Annotated in this window: 14 protein-coding genes; 7 read left to right on the top strand and 7 right to left on the bottom strand. The window is 35.0% G+C overall.

Features of this window, described 5'->3' with window-relative positions:
• Positions 1-144: 144 nt before the first annotated feature.
• Positions 145-1,269 (bottom strand): DegT/DnrJ/EryC1/StrS family aminotransferase, encoded by a 1,125-nt coding sequence (locus BLR30_RS16180; protein ID WP_089861168.1) that lies wholly within the window; start codon positions 1,267-1,269, stop codon positions 145-147.
• 87 nt (positions 1,270-1,356) lie between these two features.
• Between BLR30_RS16180 and BLR30_RS16175 the strand changes: the two genes are divergently transcribed.
• Positions 1,357-2,967, top strand: a complete 1,611-nt coding sequence (locus BLR30_RS16175) for a S8 family peptidase (protein WP_089861166.1) — start codon at positions 1,357-1,359, stop codon at positions 2,965-2,967.
• A 126-nt stretch (positions 2,968-3,093) separates the two neighbouring features.
• On the opposite strand, the gene BLR30_RS16170 is transcribed toward BLR30_RS16175, so the two are convergent.
• Positions 3,094-5,628 (bottom strand): phosphoenolpyruvate carboxylase, encoded by a 2,535-nt coding sequence (locus tag BLR30_RS16170; RefSeq protein WP_089861164.1) that lies wholly within the window; start codon positions 5,626-5,628, stop codon positions 3,094-3,096.
• Positions 5,629-5,740: 112 nt separating this feature from the next.
• On the opposite strand from BLR30_RS16170, the gene BLR30_RS16165 reads away from it, so the two are divergent.
• From BLR30_RS16165 to BLR30_RS16135, 6 genes are all read left to right on the top strand, one after another.
• Positions 5,741-7,093 carry a hypothetical protein gene (locus BLR30_RS16165; RefSeq protein WP_089861162.1) on the top strand — a complete coding sequence of 451 codons (1,353 nt, stop codon included), beginning with the start codon at positions 5,741-5,743 and terminating at the stop codon, positions 7,091-7,093.
• Between the two features lie 40 nt (positions 7,094-7,133).
• Positions 7,134-7,538 carry a hypothetical protein gene (locus BLR30_RS16160; RefSeq protein ID WP_089861160.1) on the top strand — a complete coding sequence of 135 codons (405 nt, stop codon included), beginning with the start codon at positions 7,134-7,136 and terminating at the stop codon, positions 7,536-7,538.
• 266 nt (positions 7,539-7,804) lie between these two features.
• Positions 7,805-8,383, top strand: coding sequence for a hypothetical protein (locus BLR30_RS16155; protein ID WP_089861158.1), 579 nt, complete (start codon positions 7,805-7,807; stop codon positions 8,381-8,383).
• A gap of 655 nt (positions 8,384-9,038) precedes the next feature.
• Positions 9,039-10,202 (top strand): iron-containing alcohol dehydrogenase, encoded by a 1,164-nt coding sequence (locus tag BLR30_RS16145; protein WP_089861154.1) that lies wholly within the window; start codon positions 9,039-9,041, stop codon positions 10,200-10,202.
• A gap of 253 nt (positions 10,203-10,455) precedes the next feature.
• Positions 10,456-10,917 (top strand): lipocalin-like domain-containing protein, encoded by a 462-nt coding sequence (locus BLR30_RS16140; protein WP_089861152.1) that lies wholly within the window; start codon positions 10,456-10,458, stop codon positions 10,915-10,917.
• 63 nt (positions 10,918-10,980) lie between these two features.
• Positions 10,981-11,634: a GDSL-type esterase/lipase family protein gene (locus BLR30_RS16135; RefSeq protein ID WP_089861150.1), complete on the top strand. Its 654-nt coding sequence runs from the start codon at positions 10,981-10,983 to the stop codon at positions 11,632-11,634.
• Positions 11,635-11,686: 52 nt separating this feature from the next.
• Here BLR30_RS16135 and BLR30_RS16130 read toward each other — a convergent pair whose 3' ends face one another.
• The 5 genes from BLR30_RS16130 to BLR30_RS16110 all read right to left on the bottom strand — a co-directional run bounded on the left by BLR30_RS16130 (position 11,687) and on the right by BLR30_RS16110 (position 17,805).
• Positions 11,687-13,039 (bottom strand): DEAD/DEAH box helicase, encoded by a 1,353-nt coding sequence (locus BLR30_RS16130; RefSeq protein WP_089861148.1) that lies wholly within the window; start codon positions 13,037-13,039, stop codon positions 11,687-11,689.
• Between the two features lie 109 nt (positions 13,040-13,148).
• Positions 13,149-14,798, bottom strand: a complete 1,650-nt coding sequence (locus tag BLR30_RS16125; RefSeq protein ID WP_089861146.1) for an ABC1 kinase family protein — start codon at positions 14,796-14,798, stop codon at positions 13,149-13,151.
• Positions 14,799-14,864: 66 nt separating this feature from the next.
• The gene (locus BLR30_RS16120) at positions 14,865-15,197 is read right to left on the bottom strand and encodes a transposase (protein WP_089861144.1); all 333 of its coding nucleotides are present in this window, start codon (positions 15,195-15,197) and stop codon (positions 14,865-14,867) included.
• Between the two features lie 2 nt (positions 15,198-15,199).
• Complete coding sequence (locus BLR30_RS16115; protein ID WP_089861142.1) at positions 15,200-15,637, bottom strand: transposase; 438 nt, start codon at positions 15,635-15,637, stop codon at positions 15,200-15,202.
• A gap of 668 nt (positions 15,638-16,305) precedes the next feature.
• Complete coding sequence (locus BLR30_RS16110; protein WP_089861140.1) at positions 16,306-17,805, bottom strand: carbon-nitrogen hydrolase family protein; 1,500 nt, start codon at positions 17,803-17,805, stop codon at positions 16,306-16,308.
• Positions 17,806-18,105 lie beyond the last annotated feature (300 nt).

The raw sequence follows: 18,105 nt of genomic DNA, 5'->3' as shown, positions 1-18,105 counted from the left end.
TACATATTTTTCAGCTAATCTGTAACCTTTAAGTAAAATATTGATTACAAATACACTATAGTAAATAATCCAACCAAGAATAAAAACTATTGTAAAAAAATAAGCAAACTTATTTTTTAAAATCCTTTCGTCGTGAAGCATAGCTTATCCTATAAACTCCAACACCGCATCCGTAATATATTTCAGCTGCTCATCATCAAGCTCAGTGTGCATCGGAAGAGAGATTACCTGATCCAAAAGCTTGTCTGTATTTACAAAATCTGCATCATTACTTTCCTGATAATATGCTTTTTGCTTTCTTAATGCTACAGGATAATAAATCATGGCAGGAATTTCCTTCTCAGTTAAAAATTTCTGCAACTCATTACGTTTACCGTTCAGAATTCTTAAAGTATATTGATGAAAAACATGAGTAGAATATTCAGCTCTTTTCGGCGTTAAAATGTGTTCATTTCCTGCAAAAGCTTCATCATAATAATCTGCTGCTTTTTTTCTTGCCTCGTTATAATTGTCAAGATTGGGTAATTTTTTTCTTAAAATAGCAGCCTGTACACTATCCAATCTTGAATTTACCCCAACCTCATCGTGGTAGTATCTTTCATACATTCCATGATTTACGATCCCTCTTAAACGATGCGCCAATTCATCATTATTGGTAAATATTGCTCCACCATCACCGTAACAGCCTAAATTTTTCGATGGAAAAAAAGAAGTTGTCCCTACCGTAGACATTGTTCCTGCTTTTTTTACCGTTCCGTCTGCAAAAGTAAATTCGGAACCAATAGCCTGAGCATTATCTTCAATGACGTATAAATTATGTTCTTCGGCAATCTTTAAAATTTCTTCCATATTGGCACATTGTCCGAAAATATGAACAGGAATAATCGCTTTTGTTTTTGGAGTAATCGCTTTTTTAATAGCTTCTGTAGAGATCGTGAAAGTATCGTAGTCTACGTCTACCAACACAGATTTAAGTTTAAGAAGATGAATGACCTCAACCGTTGCCGCAAAAGTAAAATCTGCGGTAATGATCTCATCGCCTTCTTTAAGATCGAGCGACATTAAAGCGATCTGAAGCGCATCCGTACCATTTGCACACGGAATCACGTGTTTTACGTCTAAATAAGACTCCAATTCATTCTGGAAAGACTTTACCTCAGGGCCGTTGATAAAAGCCGCTGAATCCATTACATTTAAAACTGCATTATCTACTTCATTTTTTATTTTGTAATACTGACTTTGTAAGTCAACCATTTGAATCTTTTTCATAAATAAATATTTCTGTAAAAATAAGGAATTTAAAATCCTTTCAAAAATTTTATTGATTTTGTTTTATCTTTATCTAAAAATAGATACATGAAAAAAACTTTACTTTTTTGTCTCTTAGCAGGTTATTCGATAAGTTTTGCCCAAACATCGCTTGTTTTCGTATTTTTTAATGACAAGCCCAACAAAGCTGCATTTTATGCCAATCCGCTGTCTGAGCTATCCCAGAAATCCCTCGACCGCAGAACAGCACTAGGCGTAGCACTCAACGATCAGGATGCACCAATTGAACAATCATACATCACCAATATTCAAAATTTAGGATTTACGGTTACGGATTATTCAAAATGGCTGAATGGTGTTGCGGTAAATGCTACTCCGGCTCAAATATCAATACTGGAATCTCAAAGCTATGTTGCATCAGTAGAAAGTTTTGCTAAAAATACGTCTGGGGTTCCGAAAATTAAAAACGTTAATAAATGGGAAGATCCTTCATCTACTGTAAATAAAAATTTAACGGTTTTTAATTATGGTTCCGGTTCTGAACAGATTGACCAGATCAATCTTCGTCCGTTACATCTTGCAGGATACACAGGAACAGGCGTTACGATTGCCGTTATCGATGCTGGCTTTCCAAATGTGAATACGGGTTCAGCATACGCAAGATTATGGACCAATAATCAAATCAAAGGCGGATACGATTTTGTCACAAAAGGAACGGATATTTACAACACATCGCTCAACGCTCACGGATCTGTAGTACTTGGAGCCATCGGAGGATACATACTGGATACTTTTGTAGGGTCTGCCCCGGATGCCGATTTTTATCTTTACCGAAGCGAAAATGCCACCGTAGAAATCCCTGAAGAAGAATTGTACTGGATCGAAGCTGCGGAAGAAGCCGACCGAAAAGGAGTCGATATGATTACGACCTCTTTAGGATATGCCACTTTTGACGACCCGAAATACAGCTATACATACTCCGACATGAACGGCAGCACTTCCTTCATTGCGCGTGGTGCTGAAATTGCCGTCAATAAAGGAATTTTTGTATTATTTGCCGCCGGTAATTCCGGAATGCAGCCATGGCATTATATCATGACACCGGCCGACAATGCAAAAGTCTTTTCAATCGGTTCCGTAGATGCTAGCGGAGTATCTTCTGATTTTTCTTCTTACGGACCCAATTCAGCAGGAGCCATAAAACCGGATGCCAGCGCCAGGGGTAGTTTAGCGACAACGGTTAACAATAACAATTCAACTGTTTTGGTGAGTGGAACATCAATAGCCACCCCTATCGCAGCGGGAGGAGTCGCCTGTCTCGTTCAGGCTTTTCCTACCATGAACAGGGATTTGATGAGAAATAAATTAAGGCAAACAGCATCTCTTTATCCAAGTCACTCTGATCAGATGGGTTTTGGGATTTTAAACTTTGGAAGTTTATATAATAATGTTTTAAATACTTCAGAATTAGTAAAGAAAAACAATTTAACCATTTTCCCGAATCCGGTTAAAAACATTCTGAATGTTGCTTCTGAAAGTGAAGTTTTATCTTTGGAGGTTTATGATAATTTAGGGCGATTGATTACAAAAGTCAACCATCAAAAATCGCTGAAAGTTGAGGATTTTGCAAAAGGAGTTTATTACCTTAAAATTCAAACAAAGGATAAAGTCTATTATGAGAAATTTATCAAACAATAAATACAAAAACCTCTCGGATTGAGAGGTTTTCTTGTAATTTACGAAGACTGAGCGAGGTCGAAGTCTGATTCAAATTCTAGTGATTATGTTATTTTTCAATGCATTAAAAAAACAACATATCATTGATTACGCCGAATTCCTGCTCGCATTAATATTTCCAAACAATGAACGTGTCACAAGTTTTTCATAGGCTTCCTTATTTCCTTCTCCTTTCTGAATTTTCATTAAAGCATATTGCTGAATACTCAATAACGGAAGTACAATTCTTTCACGGATCTTCACCGATTTTCTTGAAAGCGGATCTTCTTCCTGTAACATTTTGAAGCCTGTAAGTTCCAGCATAATACTTTTGGAAAGATTATATTCATCAAACAAAACATTCCAGAACGCGCCGAATTTTGGATTATTCTTAATATAATACGTTAATGGGAAATACGTTTTATTCATACTCATCATTGAGTTTAGCACCAATGTTTTAAAGAAATCGGAGCCTTTATACAATTCTTTTACTTCATCAAATCTTCCCTGCTCCTTCATCTGCTGCATGGCAAAACCAAATCCGAAAAATCCCGGAACATTTTGCTTCAATTGCGACCATGATCCCACAAACGGAATCGCTCTCAGATCCTCAAATTTAAGCTCATTTCCGGCACCTCTTTTTGACGGACGGCTTCCAATATTGGTTTTTCCGTAATATTCCAGCGTACTCATTTCCTGAAGATAAGGAACAAACATCGGATGAGCTTTTAAATCTGAATATTTTTTATAGCTGATTTCTGCCAGTTCGATGATTAATGCTCTTTCTTTTTCCGTAAAATCTTTTTTGGAATTTTTAAAAACATCATTTTCCACACCGGCGGTTAAGAGCTGCTCAAAATTATATTTCGCCTGTTCTTTATTTCCGAAAATGCTGGTAATCGTCTGCCCTTGGATTGTCAGTTCAATTTTATGGTTGGCAATTGTTTTTCCCTGCGAAGCATAGAAATCGTGCGTTTTTCCGCCACCTCTTGCGGGCGGACCGCCGCGTCCGTCGAAAAAGACTACTTTAATTCCACTTTCTTCGGATAATTTGGTAAGAACTTCTTTAGCCTTATAAATTTCCCAGTTGGCTTTCAGGTAACCGCCGTCTTTGGTTCCGTCTGAAAAACCAAGCATTATCGTCTGCTGATTTCCTCTTCTTTCCAGATGCTTTTTATATACAGGATTCTGATACAGTTCATGCATCACATTTTCTGCGTTGGCAAGTCCTTCCATCGTTTCAAAAAGTGGCACGATATCGACATTAATTTCTTCGTCCTGATAACCGGAAACTTTGAAAAATGCATAAACATTCATCACATCTTTTACCGCATCGGAATTGGAAATAATATAACGGTTCATTCCTCTTGAGCCATTCAGTTTCTGTATTTCGGAAATTTGTGAAACCGTAAGCAAAGTATCTTTAACGATATCTTCAAAATCTTCGGGATTTACCTTTTCCGAAACATTAATCAGGCTGTTAAATTTTTCTTCATAATCGGCATCCGTATTTCCGTTTATTTTAGCAAAAACCTCGTCCATCACTTTCTGATGAATCCTGCTGTCCTGACGTACATCCAGCGTAGCAAAGTGCGTCCCGAAAATTCTTACGCGATCTCTGAAATCGGTCAGCAAATTAACAAATAGGGAATTATGTTGTTCAACAAGAATTTTTTCAGCCTCGTCAATTCTTCTGATGATATCTTCCGCTGTTATTTTTTCATTCCTGAAAATAGCAGCGTACAATTCATTGCTCAGTTTGGTAAGCACTTCAGAAACCCCTCTGAAACTTAACCTTCTTCTCACCGATTTCAGATTATTGTAATACGCTTTCAGAATCGCAGAATGAAGTTCTTCCGCAACTCTTTTCGTAGTATCTGCAGTTACAAAAGGATTTCCGTCCCTGTCACCGCCCGGCCAGAATCCTAACTGGATAAGATCTTCATGAAGATGGAAATGCTCATTTCCGAAGGTTTCTTTTATTTTAGTGAAAAGCTCTCCGATCGTATCATAATACACATATCTCAGGTAATAAATGATGCTCATCGCTTCATCAATCGGAGTCGGTTTTTCTTTGTTGACGAAAGGTGTTTTACCCAGCTGCTGCAAAAGCATATCGATATTGGTGATCGAGTCGTTGGTTATTGCATTTCTGAGATCATGAAGGATTCTCTGCACAGAGTTCGGGTAAAACTGTGTCGGGTGTGCAGTAAAAACAATTTTCACCGTAAAATCTTTCAGTTTCTGGCGAACTTCTTCAAGTTTGTGATCCTGAAGCGAATGCTCGTAAAGGTTGGTCACTGTTCCTTTATCACTGTCGGAGTGAAGATTAGGAAACGCTGCATCTTCAATACTGTCGAACAGAACCACCTGTCTTTCGATGTATTGTATGATTTTAAAAAGCAGTTCGAGTTTCTGCTCTTCGGTTTGTAAATCGGTATGACTTTTAAAGAATTCTTCAACAATTTCTTCGGGAGTTTTTCCGGCTTCATAGCCGATTTTGCTTTCTTCACAAAGAAATGGAAGGAGCATCCCAATATTCGTCATTTTATCATAAGGCAGGCTCATAAACAATGAATTGTAGATCTGGAACTTATTTTCCACGATCTGCCTGAATTTTTCTGCGCGTTGGTCGTGTATCATATAACAAATGTAGGGGATTTTGGGTGGAAAATTATATTAAATAAAACTTTTTTAAGAAGCTATTTAATTAAAATAAAATATTTTTACAAAAAATAACCAAACCATCTTACACATGACCAGAACAACAATTTCATCAAACGAATTTGTAGAATTACTTAAAAATCCTACAACAGATATTTTATCAACAGACTACAATACTAAAATAATCTTTGAAAACTATAAAATTGTAGGTCAAGCCATGCATTTAGATGAAACTATAAATATATCTCTGCCAGTAATTATTAAAAATTGCAGTTTTGAGTTAGAACAATTTATATTTTTTTCAGAGTGTAAATTTCAGGAGAATATAATGTTTTCAGAATGTTCAATAAAGAATGGCATTTTTATGAAGAATGCAATATTAAAAAAAGACTTTGATATTAAATTTAGTGATATACAAAACATTGACATTTGGGACGGTGAATTTAAAAACATCAATTTCGATACGTATAATTCCAAAAAATTTGCTTTTTATCGAGTCTCATTTGAAAATTTCAACATTAATAGTAACAAGTTAGAAAAACTTGTTATTTATTATGGGGATAGTAATTCTGGGAATATAGCCATTAATAATTTAGAAATCAACAATATAACTATTTCTGGGAATCTAAAAAATAAAAGTTTAAAACTTGAGGATATAAAATGTAATAACTTTTTATTAGATAATTTCAATAATAATGGTATTCTGCATTTAGCAAATATTTCAACAATAATAAATGATCAAAATAACGGATATTTTCAAATAGTTGATAGTAATTTAGAAAAAGGACAATTTTTTAGAATAGATTTTAAAAAATATAATGAATTAGTAATTATTGATAGTTTTATCTCAGATTGTCTTTTTATAAACTGTAGTTGGAAAGAAAATTTGAGAGCGCTTAAAGGTCCTAATTTTATTGGTTTTGAAAATACTCTTTTAAATAACAGAAAATTAGCTTCATCGGAGTACCCTTCAATTAAAGAAAATTATCGTCAATTAAAAATATCAATGTCAAAACTAGATGATAAAATTAATGAAAATAGGTTTTACAAAAATGAATTAAATTATCACAATAAGACCATTAAATGGTCATCACCTTTAAAAAATGATTTTTGGGATAAGGTCATTTTAATTCTAAGTAACTCACTCAGTGAATATGGACAAAGTTTTATTAAGCCTTTTTTATATTTGCTATTAGGTCATCTTACATTATTTTTAATTGCAATTTCATTGAATGGGTTTAATAATCTGCAAATTTCTTTATTTGATTGGTCATGGGATGGATTAAAATTTGCATTCGAAAAATTCTTCATTTACATCAACCCTCTTAGAAAAACTGACACATCATTCTCAGGCTATTTGATTATTATAGATATTTTAATGAGAATATGGTCATCATATATGATCTATAATATTGTTAGGGCGACACGAAGATTTATTAATTAGTAATAAAATCATTATTTTTATCAATTACAAAATCAATCCCATGAAAAAAATATTCCTATTCCTCCTCCCCTTTCTCCTTTTCACCGCTTGCGGCGAAGACTGCTACAACGCGCCGCAACCAATTGCCTTTAAATTTGTGGATTCCAATGATGTAAATCTGATCACAAACGGAACGCTTACCAATTATTCAGTTAAGGAAGAAAACCAGACTACGATACAGCTTACAAAAACGAATGATGATATGCTTATTCTGGAAAATGTAGGCGCTTATGATGGAACAAAAAATTATAATTTCATTTCCAATATCAAAAATTTTACATTCACGATTCAGTCATCCGAATTTAAAGGCGGGTGTGATGGTTACCAGATTAACAAATTAACTTTTACTGGCGTGGGAATTGATGTGAAAGATGAAAACGGGTATTACAAAATTATATTCCAGTAAATTTACTTTTTACTTGTTTAAACTTTCTATTAACCGCAAAAGATGCAAAAGATTTAGATAATTTTAATTAAAGTTCATCAACATGAAGAATAAAGAATACAATAGTTTTAAAAAAATCTTTGATTTTTATTCTTTTGAGAATTTTGTTTCTCTAATAACAACTTTAAAATAGCCTTTTGACTCTTTTGACTCCGTCGAACCTTCGGTTTGTGGTTAAATTTAAAATAGTTTAAACAGCTTTTTTGCTAAATAAAAAAAATAACAGAATGAAAGTATTACTTCCGGTTTTATTGCTATGTTCAGGTTTGGTTTTCGGTCAGAAAACGGTTCCTTCAGATTACAAAAAGATCCCGGAAATTTTAGATAATCCCGAATTGCTTTTCCCTTTTATTGTTCCCGATAAAAAATACGATTACTGGTCTGTTCTCCGCAACAATCCCGATCCCGACAAAGCGGTTATCTATGAAAGTCAGGCACCGGATTTTATGACCTTAAACGATCCCGCTCCTGAAAAAGGATTTTTCCAGAAATGTCTGGGAGAAGATTGCTTTTCTTATCTGCTGGCCTGCGAAAAAGGTAAAACGAAATACTTTTCCACCGAACAGCAACTGAGAAGTTTTATCGGAACGGTCGATAATCTTCCGGAAGCCATTTTAATAGCCAACACCTATGGTTATACTGTTGACACTGGTAATGTATCGGGCAGATCTTATACAATGGACGATAAAAATATCTTTCTTTATCTCTCCAAGCTTACAAACAATGCTGAAAATAAAGAGTCTTTTTTCATTAAAATCAACAGGAAAACGGGAAAAATTGAGACAAAAAATAATGGGACTTATTAATATGGGTATTCAAGTTCTATTTCTATAACATCCGTAACTTATTTCATGCACAGAATTACTTTTTACGTTCAAAAATAGATCTGAATTCTATTATACAGTATATTGTTTAACTGATTCATCTCTTCAAACGAAGCTGTAAAGCATTGAAAAATAACAAATTGTACTTGATTGCCTCTTCTGAGCAGTTGATCGCTTCTTCTGAACGGTTGATTATCTCTTCGGAACGGTTGATCGATACTTCTGAACGGTTGATTGCTCATTCGGAGTGATTGATCGCTTATTCGAAACACCTGCTTGCTTCATCGAACTGATTGATCCCCTATTCGGACTACTTGACGGTCTCATTGAAGTAGTTGATGTTCTCAACTGAATGCCTGAATTTCACTTTACATACAAAAATCGTCAGTTCGAGTAGGTTTTCGTAATGTAATGGAGAAAATCGTATCGAGAACTTCTCGTCATCAATATGTTCTCGATACAAAATTCTTTCAGAATTTCACTCGAACCGACGAAGCATCTATATCAAATATATAATACGCCGTTTACAATACAACCGATAGTTTTAATAAAAATCAATCATAAGAATTTTAAAACTTTCTTAACTCATTTTTCATTACGCATTGCGTACATTTGAATCAAAATAAATTTAAGAACAATGCTTAATTTCGAGTTTAAAAATCCAACAAAAATACTTTTCGGAAAAGGTGAAATCGCCAAAATTTCAAAGGAAATTCCTGCAGAAGCCAAAGTTTTAATTATCTATGGTGGCGGAAGCATCAAAAATAATGGTGTTTACGACCAGGTGAAAGAGGCACTGAAAGATCATGAAGTGTACGAATTTGGTGGCGTTCCTGCCAATCCGGAATATGAAGTTCTGCTCAACGCTTTAAGTTTCATCAAAGAAAAAGGCATCACTTATCTTCTTGCCGTGGGCGGAGGATCGGTAATCGACGGAACCAAATTTCTCTCTGCAGCAGCTAATTATGACGGCGAGCCATGGGAAATTCTTACAAAACCTGTAAGAACTTTTGAAGGAGAAGGAATGCCTTTCGGAAGTGTACTGACTTTACCTGCAACAGGTTCTGAAATGAATTCCGGATATGTAATTTCAAGAAGAGAAACCAATGAAAAATTGGCATCCGGCGGCCCGGGTCTTTTCCCTGAATTTTCAGTGCTGGATCCTGAAGTGGTAAAATCAATTCCGCCAAGACAGATTGTTAATGGTTTAACAGACGCTTATACTCACGTTCTGGAACAATACATGACCGCTCCTTCATCTGCTGACCTTCAGGAAAGAATTGCGGAAAGCATTCTCATCAGCTTACAGGAAACGGTTCCGAAAGTTCTTGCAGACGAGTTCGATTATGATGCTGCAGGAAATTTTATGTGGTGCTGCACCATGGCTCTGAACGGTCTGATTCAGAAAGGTGTGATTACCGATTGGGCGGTTCACGCTATGGGACACGAGCTTACAGCATATTTCGGGATAGATCATGCGAGAACGCTGGCAATTATTGCTCCGTCTCATTACCGTTATAATTTTGAGACTAAAAAAGGAAAGCTTGCACAGTATGCTGAAAGAGTCTGGGGAATAAAGGACGGAAGTATTGAAGAAAAAGCCGAAGCCGGAATCAAAAAACTGGAAGAATTCTTTCACAGCCTTCATATTCAGACAAAACTATCAGAATATACCGAAGATTTCCAGGGAACCGCTGAAAGAGTGGAAAAGGCATTTACAGAAAGAAATTGGACGGGTCTCGGAGAATACAAAAAACTTAGTCCAGAGGATGCCCGCAAGATTGTAGAAATGAGTTATTAGGAAGCTGGAGGCTGGATGATGGAGGTTTATTTTCGCTATGTTAAAAAAAATTAAGCGTACACAATAAACTTCCAGCATACATCTTCAAACCTTAAACAAAAAAATCAAGTGGTATAATAATAAACTTCCAGCATCAAGCTTCAAACTTCCGGCATAGATTATTTTTTCTACAAACATTCGTTTAAAAAACCTTGATTTCATTAGAGATATTTCAAATTTATTTATATTTTAGCATATTCTTAAATTTGTGAAAATGAAAAAACAATTACTTTTATTTGCCTTTTCAGCGTTAGCGCTCAGTTCATGTCAAGATGACGATATCCAAGCTTATGAAATGGACATGATGAAAGGTGAGTGGAAAACCAGTAAAACAGAAGTAATTTCAGGTAAAGACGATAAGACTGTCATTGAAACAGATGTTCCCAGCGGATGCTCTGCAAAAAATATTACCGAATACAGAACAGATTATTATACGTCTTACACTGCCTATACAGGAACAGGCGCAGACTGCCAGGTAAGCTATAAATCGGAAGGAACTTATGAGTATGATACGGAGACCAAAAACCTTATCATCAAATATGATAACGACAGCTCAAGAAAATATCAGGTAGTTGTTCTTACAAGTTCGGAAATGAAACTTAAACAGATGTTCGGGAATATTGATCAGGATGGAGATCAGGTGATCGATTACACTTACATTTCTTATAAAAGATAAAAAAATTAAGCTCCCGGTCTTCGGGAGTTTTTTATGAGATAAAAATTTTAAAATGATTAAACAATGAAGAAGATGTTATCAGCATTTTTATTGCTGACTTTTGCCCTTTTCTTTTCACAGGAAAAAAAACCAATGTTCTGGCAGGATATCCAAAATTTCAAAAAGCTGGATCAGGAAACTACACCGCCAAAAGATGCGATTCTTTTAATCGGAAGTTCATCTTTTACAAAATGGAAAGATGTTGCTAATTATTTTCCAGATAAAACTATCATCAACAGAGGTTTTGGAGGTTCAAGATTAACTGATCTTAATTATTATTCCAACGATCTTTTAAACTATCAGCCGAAACAGATCATCATTTATTGCGGTGAGAACGATTTTGCCGATGATGACAAATTAAAAGCTGATGTCGTTGTAGACAGATTTAAAACATTTTATAAAAAAATAAGAGCAAAATTCCCGAAAATAGAAGTTGATTATATTTCCATAAAATATTCTCCGAGCCGCGAAAAGCTTTGGCCTCAAATGAAGGAAGCTAATGAAAAGATTGCAGCTTTTATGAAAAAACAACCGAATGCTGAATTTATCGATATTACAAAAGTAATGCAGGACAGCAATGGAAATGTAAGAAAAGATATTTTTGTGGAAGATATGCTTCATATGACTCCGGAAGGCTATCAGCTTTGGACTTCCGTTATGCGCCCTTATATGAAATAAATAATGAAGAATTATAAACTAAAAAGCGATTCCGGATGGAATCGCTTTTTTATTATTTCTTTCTTTTTGATTTAGAGATCGCTTTTTGCTGAGCCCTGTTTGCCCCGAATTTTTTCGGTGCTTTTCTTTTGGATGGGCCGCCCCAGTTTTCTTTCTTGTTTTTGTCTTTCTTTTCATGGAAAGCACCTCCTCCTTCATTCAATTTTACTTGAGCCGGATTTTTCATCAAAATCTGCTCTTCTTCAGAAGCAATCTTTTTAGGATTAATCTTCACTTCTTCAGGGAAGTCGATATATTTTAGTTCTTTATCCATCAGCAATTCGATGTCAAGCGCTAAAGTTTCTTCTTTTTTCGTTACGAAAGTCACCGCTTTTCCATCCTTATCGGCTCTACCCGTTCTACCGATTCTGTGAATGTACTGTTCCGGAATATCGGGTGTTTCAAAATTAATAACGTGAGTAATATCTGAAATATCAAGACCTCTTGCCATGACATCCGTTGTAATAAGACCTCTTATTTCTTCATTTTCAAAACGTTTCATGGCTTTAAGCCTGTAATTCTGGGATTTATTGGAGTGAATAACATCAAACTGCTCCGGGAAAAGCTCATCAATTTTGGTGAAAACAAGATCGGAATTTTTCTTATTATTAGTGAAAATCAAAACTTTTGACATTTCAGAATCTTTCTTCAACAAATATTCAAGAAGATTAATTTTTGTGTTGAAGTTTTCTACTTTATAAGCGGTCTGCTCAATTTTTTCAAGCGGAGTTCCGGATTTTGCTAATGAAATTTCAACCGGGCTTGCAAAATACTCATCCAGCATTTCATCTACAGCATCTGTCATGGTTGCGGAAAAAAGGATATTCTGTCTTTTCTCCTTCATCATTTCAAAAATATGGGTAAGCTGTGGTCTGAAACCAAGATTCAGCATTTCATCAAACTCATCAATAATCAGCTTCTGAACCTCTTTCAGAGAAATCGCATTATCGATCGCGAGATCCATTACTCTTCCCGGAGTTCCCACAAGAATATCGCAACCTCCGTCGAACAAAAGTTTTTGGGTATTGATATTTTTTCCTCCGTAAATTCCTATAACTCTTGCAGTGGTATTTTCTGTTAATTTCTCAACAATTTCTGAAACCTGCACTACAAGTTCTCTTGTAGGGACCAGAATCAGAACAGTAGGATTCCCGTTTTTATTGTATTTCCATGTTTTAAGGACAGGTAACAGATAAGCGAGTGTTTTTCCGGTTCCGGTTTGTGCAATCCCCATCACATCGCGCCCTGAAAGTATAGGCTTCAGGCTTTTCTCCTGAATCGGTGTGGGCTCGAACAATTCCAAATCTGCTAAAACATCAAGGATTTTAACCGGGAGATCAAAATCTGCAAAAGTGAGTTTTTCCATTTTGCAAAGATAGGTAATTAATTTTTTAAACTTTAGCGGGAAGCTTTGAAGATGGATGATGGAAGTTTTTAGAAATGTTATGCTGAACTTATCGAAACATCCCTAACAATTATTTTCTTGTAATCCTTAACAAAATAATGACAACCAATAAAATTGAAAAAATAAATCCAAGTACAGCTATCAAAGACATCTCTCCTATTCTTGGTCCGGATTCTGAAGCGAAAACAATGGCCGTTGCAATGATATTTGCTCCTAGAATCATAGCCAGAATCAGATTGACAATGCTTGATTTTATTAATTGATTGGTCTTTTCAATATTTTTAATTTCGCTGGAAACCGTGAATTTATTTTCATCTAACTTTTGTAAAACAGAACGTAATTCTTTGGGAATTTCATCTACATTATCTGTAAAATTCATCAGTTTATCCATTCCTGTCTTAAAAATATTTTGCGGACTTATTTTTCTTGCAAATATTTTTTTGGTGTAGGGATGTAAACTTTTCACAATATCCAGATCCGGATTGATGGTTCTTCCGACTCCTTCGATCAAACCTATTCCTTTAAATAAAAGATAAAAATAATCGGGCATATAAAGACGGTTATCCTTCAGAACATCTTTCATTTTGTTCATTACGGCATGAGGATCGATTTCTTTCAGTGAGGTACTGTGAACAAAATCCAGAATATCTTCTACATCGCCTTCAAATCTTCTTTCATCAGGAATCTGATAACTGACTGCCATTTTCTTTAGGTAGCGTACAATTTTATGCGGATTTTTAGCAACAAAGCTTACGATAAGATTTTCAAGAATTTCTTTATCATTCGGAGGAATTTTACCCACTGCGCCAAAGTCTATGAAAACAATTTTCCCGTCTTTTTTGACTAAAATATTCCCGGCGTGAGGATCTGCGTGAAAAAAGCCGTAATCCAGGATTTGCGAGACAAACAGTCTAAGACCGGTTTCGGATACTGTTACAGGATCGATAGAATTGGCTAAAAGGGTTACTTTATCTGTTACTTTTATACCATCAATAAACTCCATGCAGAGTATATTATTGTTGGAGAATTCTTCATATACTGCAGGAACGTAGCTTTCTCTTGAGTTTTTAAAATTTCTCCTGAACTGTAGAATATTTTCCTTTTCATTGATTAAGGAAACCTCTTCAAGTAATGATTTTTCAAAGGTTGAAATGGCCTGCTTCAGATTCAGCTTATCTCCTATTTCAGAATAGGATGAGATGAGTTTTTCAATATCTTTTAGCAGTAGCAAATCATCTTCAATAACCGCTTGTACATCAGGTTTTTTAATTTTCAGGATAACCTCTGCGCCATCTGACATTGTTGCTTTGTAAACTTGCGCAATGGATGCCGTAGCCAGAGGCTCGTTTTGTATATCCGAAAAATGTTCGTCTGCTATAATATTAAATTCGTTCTCAAGGATTTCGGCAACGTCCATTTCTACTTTCTCCACCTTGTCCTGAAGTTTTTGCAGTTCCTGAATCAATTCCGGCGGAAGAAGATCTTCCCGGTTGCTGAAAGTCTGACCAAGTTTCACAAAAGTTGGCCCCAGTTCTTCCAAAGCCAACCTTATTCTTTCATAAACCGTACCTTTGGATATAATTTCTTCAGGATTCGCAGAGATTTCAACCTGCTTATTTCCGACATTCATTCTTGCCAGAAGATCTTTGAAGCCGTATTTACTCAATACGGAAATCAATTTGGCAGACCTTTTAAATTTTCTTTGTTGCTTGTCAAACATAATTTATAAAAATACAAAAAAACAAGCCACAACTATTTCAAAAAGCATTCCTAATTAATAGCAGATTTATACGACAAAGAGTTTTTTCCATTTTGAAACCGTATTACGGCTCAACTTGTAATGTAGAGCAAGTTTGGTATTATTCAGACCATGCTGTTTCTGGAATTCCAGGATTTTAATAATTGTAGATTTACTGTAAGATCTGTGCTGTTGATTAGATCTTGTGGTATCTTTTGAGGAGGGAGGAAATATGATATTATTAATTGCAATAACATCCAGTTCCGTAAACACTTTTTTATTTAAAAGCTTTTCACAATCTTTCTTTTTTTCAGGAAATTTCTTTTGAAGAATATCAGTATAAATTTTTCTGAAGTCTGGTTGTGAAGTATTCTTTTTCATAATTAATTATTATTAAGATTACCATATTTTTTAGTCCATCGATGCAGAGTAGATTTCGGAATTCTGTACTCCTTAACGATCTGAGGCATCGTCTTTTCCTGAGTTTCTATGAGCTCAACAATAAAATCAATAACCTCACGGGTATAGATGCTCTTGCGGAAGTTCGGAAGCATAGATTTCTTTTCGTCCTTTTTATCTACTTTTGACGGAGGTGAGTATAGAATAAGATGTTGGGAATATATCCTGAAAAAGTCATATTCGAGAAGCTTGCTCCATCTCATCAGAACATCTGTATCAAGACTTTTAGATGCATACATGTCACTAACCTGTTTTTTTGTAGATTTCATGAATTTGCAAATTCTCTCTAAATCTGTTGAGGTATCTTCTACACGAGTCTGTATGATACTTCCGATATGTATTTCTTTATAGTCAAATTTCATCTCTGTTTATATTACGTATGTACTTATATAGGTTACTTTATTTATTAATCTCAGTGATATTTATAAATTTTAAATTATTTTCATGTTTTATAAATAATGATGAAAATATTTTTTTAGCAAGGGAAATATTAATTGAGGAAAAAGCTTTTTATCTCAAACGATTAACGGTATGTTTAGGGGTTAAGATAAAAATTGCAGCACTATTTCGCAGACATTTATTTCGTCAGAAAAATACAACTCCAAAGCAATACAAACTTTTATCTCTTATAAGGGATCTGTAATCTATTTTTTTCATACTTATTATAATATTTAATGAGTTTCTCAGGTTATGATTTGGTCAATATCAGTTGTAATCAAACTGCTATTGTACAAATTTAGTCAAATTGTAACAATAATGCAATATGTTTAAAATATTGATATTTAAATATCAACGATAAAAAGGCTTCACTTACAATGTTTTATCAATTTAATTGAGCTTTTTATTTAGAATAAATTATTTAAAAATACATACCAAAAAAATGAATATAATTAACTGTCAGATTTATACAGCATTTAGCGAAAAAAAGAATTAACCTTACATCAGACAATATCTTTACCCTAAAAACTTTAAGATTCGGAAAATAAAAAACCTCCCGAAAAAGAGAGGCTACATTTAGTATTTTACTGATTTACTTCAAATATGTTTCGTAAAGATCTTTTCTGCGGTCTTTCATGACCTGAACTGAGCCATGATGATGAAGGTCTTTGAGTAAGTTCAGATCGACATCAACAATCAGGGTCATTTCGGTATTGGGTGTTGCTTCTCCTTTGACAGCATTTGACGGAAAAGCAAAATCGGATGGTGTGAAAACTGCCGCCTGACCAAACTGAATATCCATATTATTAACGCCTGGTAGATTACCTACGCAACCTGCTATAGCCACATAGCATTCATTTTCTATAGCTCTGGCCGCAGCGCAGTGACGTACTCTCATGTAGGCATTCTGCGTATCGGTAAGGTAAGGAACAAAAAGAATCTTCATCCCCTGATCTGCCAAAATTCTCGGAAGCTCAGGGAACTCGACATCATAGCAAATGACTAAGCCTATTTTCCCGCAGTCGGTATCAAAAACACGAATCTCATTTCCTCCTTTCATGCCATAATATTTTTTCTCATTTGGCGTGATGTGAATTTTACGGTATTCATCGACTCTTCCGTCTCTATGAAGCAGGTAACTTACATTATACAGATCATTATTTTCAAAAACCGGCATACTTCCGGAAATGATATTGACATTGTAACTGATCGCCAGATCGGAGATTTTCATTTTAATTTCTTCAGTTAGTTTGGCAAGCTCAATCATGCTGTCTCTTTCTGAAAGCTTGTTGAAAGGAGCTAATAAAGGCGTATTGAAAAGTTCCGGGAACAATACGAAATCTGCTTTATAATCGCCCATCACATCAACAAAAAATTCGACCTGTTCGTAGAATGCATCGATGTCTTTAAAATGTCTCATCTGCCATTGTACAAGTCCGAGACGGATAATACTGTCCTGCATTGTGTTGGGCTTTTTGCTGTAATAGATGTTATTCCATTGCAACAAGACTGCATTCTCCCTGGAAGACTCATCTTCGGGAAGATATTTTTTAAGAACTCTGATCGGCAGAAAATTATTGGAAAGCTGAAATGATAAAACAGGATCATAAATCTCCTTATCGCGTACTCTGCGGATATATTCTCTCGGTGAAAGTTCACTATGCTTATGGTAGTTCGGAATTCTTCCTCCTAAAATGATAGATCTTAAATTCAACAACTCGCAAAGTTCTTTGCGGGCATCGTATAATCTTCTTCCGAGGCGAAGTTCACGAAATTCAGGATCAACAAATACTTCAATTCCGTACAAAACGTTTCCTGTGGAAATATGGGTATTAAATGTATAATTGCCCGTGATATCACTATAGGTATGATCGTCCCCAAACTCATCATAATCAACAATAATGGAAAGCGCTACTGCAGCTAACTTACCATCTACCGTAATGCAGATCTGACCTTTAGGAAATATCCGCGTAAGTTTTTCGATGCTTTTTTTAGACCACACATATTCTGACATTTGAGGATAAGCCCTCTTCATGGTAACGACTAATTCATCGTAATCCTGCACGGTTAATGGTCTTGTTTCTATTTGCATTTGATGTAATTTTATTTAAATTTAGGGAAAATCTCAGACTTTTTGAGGTACCTAAGCATTTTTCATTCCAATTTATAAATTCTATTATAGCTGTTTAAAATTGTTTTACTATTTTTTTTTCTAAAGTTGCGAATATCTTAAATGAAGTCGCTCATATTTAAGTCGAAGTTGTGAATATTTAAATCGAAGTTGCTAATATCTACATTGAAGTTGTAAATATTTAAATCATAGTCGCTAACATCTACATTGAAGTCACAAGCTTTTTAAATGAAGTTACTCATATTTAAATCGAAGTTCCTA

The sequence above is a fragment of the Chryseobacterium taeanense genome (genome assembly GCF_900099685.1).
Taxonomy (GTDB): Bacteria; Bacteroidota; Bacteroidia; order Flavobacteriales; family Weeksellaceae; genus Chryseobacterium; species Chryseobacterium taeanense.
This window is presented reverse-complemented; position numbering and strand designations above follow the sequence as displayed.

Bases quoted from the DNA above. Each gene is read 5' to 3' on its own strand.
- BLR30_RS16180 (WP_089861168.1), bottom strand. From the start codon at position 1,269: ATGAAAAAGATTCAAATGGTTGACTTACAAAGTCAGTATTACAAAATA.
- BLR30_RS16115 (WP_089861142.1), bottom strand. From the start codon at position 15,637: ATGAAATTTGACTATAAAGAAATACATATCGGAAGTATCATACAGACT.
- BLR30_RS16170 (WP_089861164.1), bottom strand. From the start codon at position 5,628: ATGATACACGACCAACGCGCAGAAAAATTCAGGCAGATCGTGGAAAAT.
- BLR30_RS16145 (WP_089861154.1), top strand. From the start codon at position 9,039: ATGCTTAATTTCGAGTTTAAAAATCCAACAAAAATACTTTTCGGAAAA.
- BLR30_RS16135 (WP_089861150.1), top strand. From the start codon at position 10,981: ATGAAGAAGATGTTATCAGCATTTTTATTGCTGACTTTTGCCCTTTTC.
- BLR30_RS16110 (WP_089861140.1), bottom strand. From the start codon at position 17,805: ATGCAAATAGAAACAAGACCATTAACCGTGCAGGATTACGATGAATTA.
- BLR30_RS16130 (WP_089861148.1), bottom strand. From the start codon at position 13,039: ATGGAAAAACTCACTTTTGCAGATTTTGATCTCCCGGTTAAAATCCTT.
- BLR30_RS16120 (WP_089861144.1), bottom strand. From the start codon at position 15,197: ATGAAAAAGAATACTTCACAACCAGACTTCAGAAAAATTTATACTGAT.
- BLR30_RS16160 (WP_089861160.1), top strand. From the start codon at position 7,134: ATGAAAAAAATATTCCTATTCCTCCTCCCCTTTCTCCTTTTCACCGCT.
- BLR30_RS16175 (WP_089861166.1), top strand. From the start codon at position 1,357: ATGAAAAAAACTTTACTTTTTTGTCTCTTAGCAGGTTATTCGATAAGT.
- BLR30_RS16155 (WP_089861158.1), top strand. From the start codon at position 7,805: ATGAAAGTATTACTTCCGGTTTTATTGCTATGTTCAGGTTTGGTTTTC.
- BLR30_RS16125 (WP_089861146.1), bottom strand. From the start codon at position 14,798: ATGTTTGACAAGCAACAAAGAAAATTTAAAAGGTCTGCCAAATTGATT.
- BLR30_RS16165 (WP_089861162.1), top strand. From the start codon at position 5,741: ATGACCAGAACAACAATTTCATCAAACGAATTTGTAGAATTACTTAAA.
- BLR30_RS16140 (WP_089861152.1), top strand. From the start codon at position 10,456: ATGAAAAAACAATTACTTTTATTTGCCTTTTCAGCGTTAGCGCTCAGT.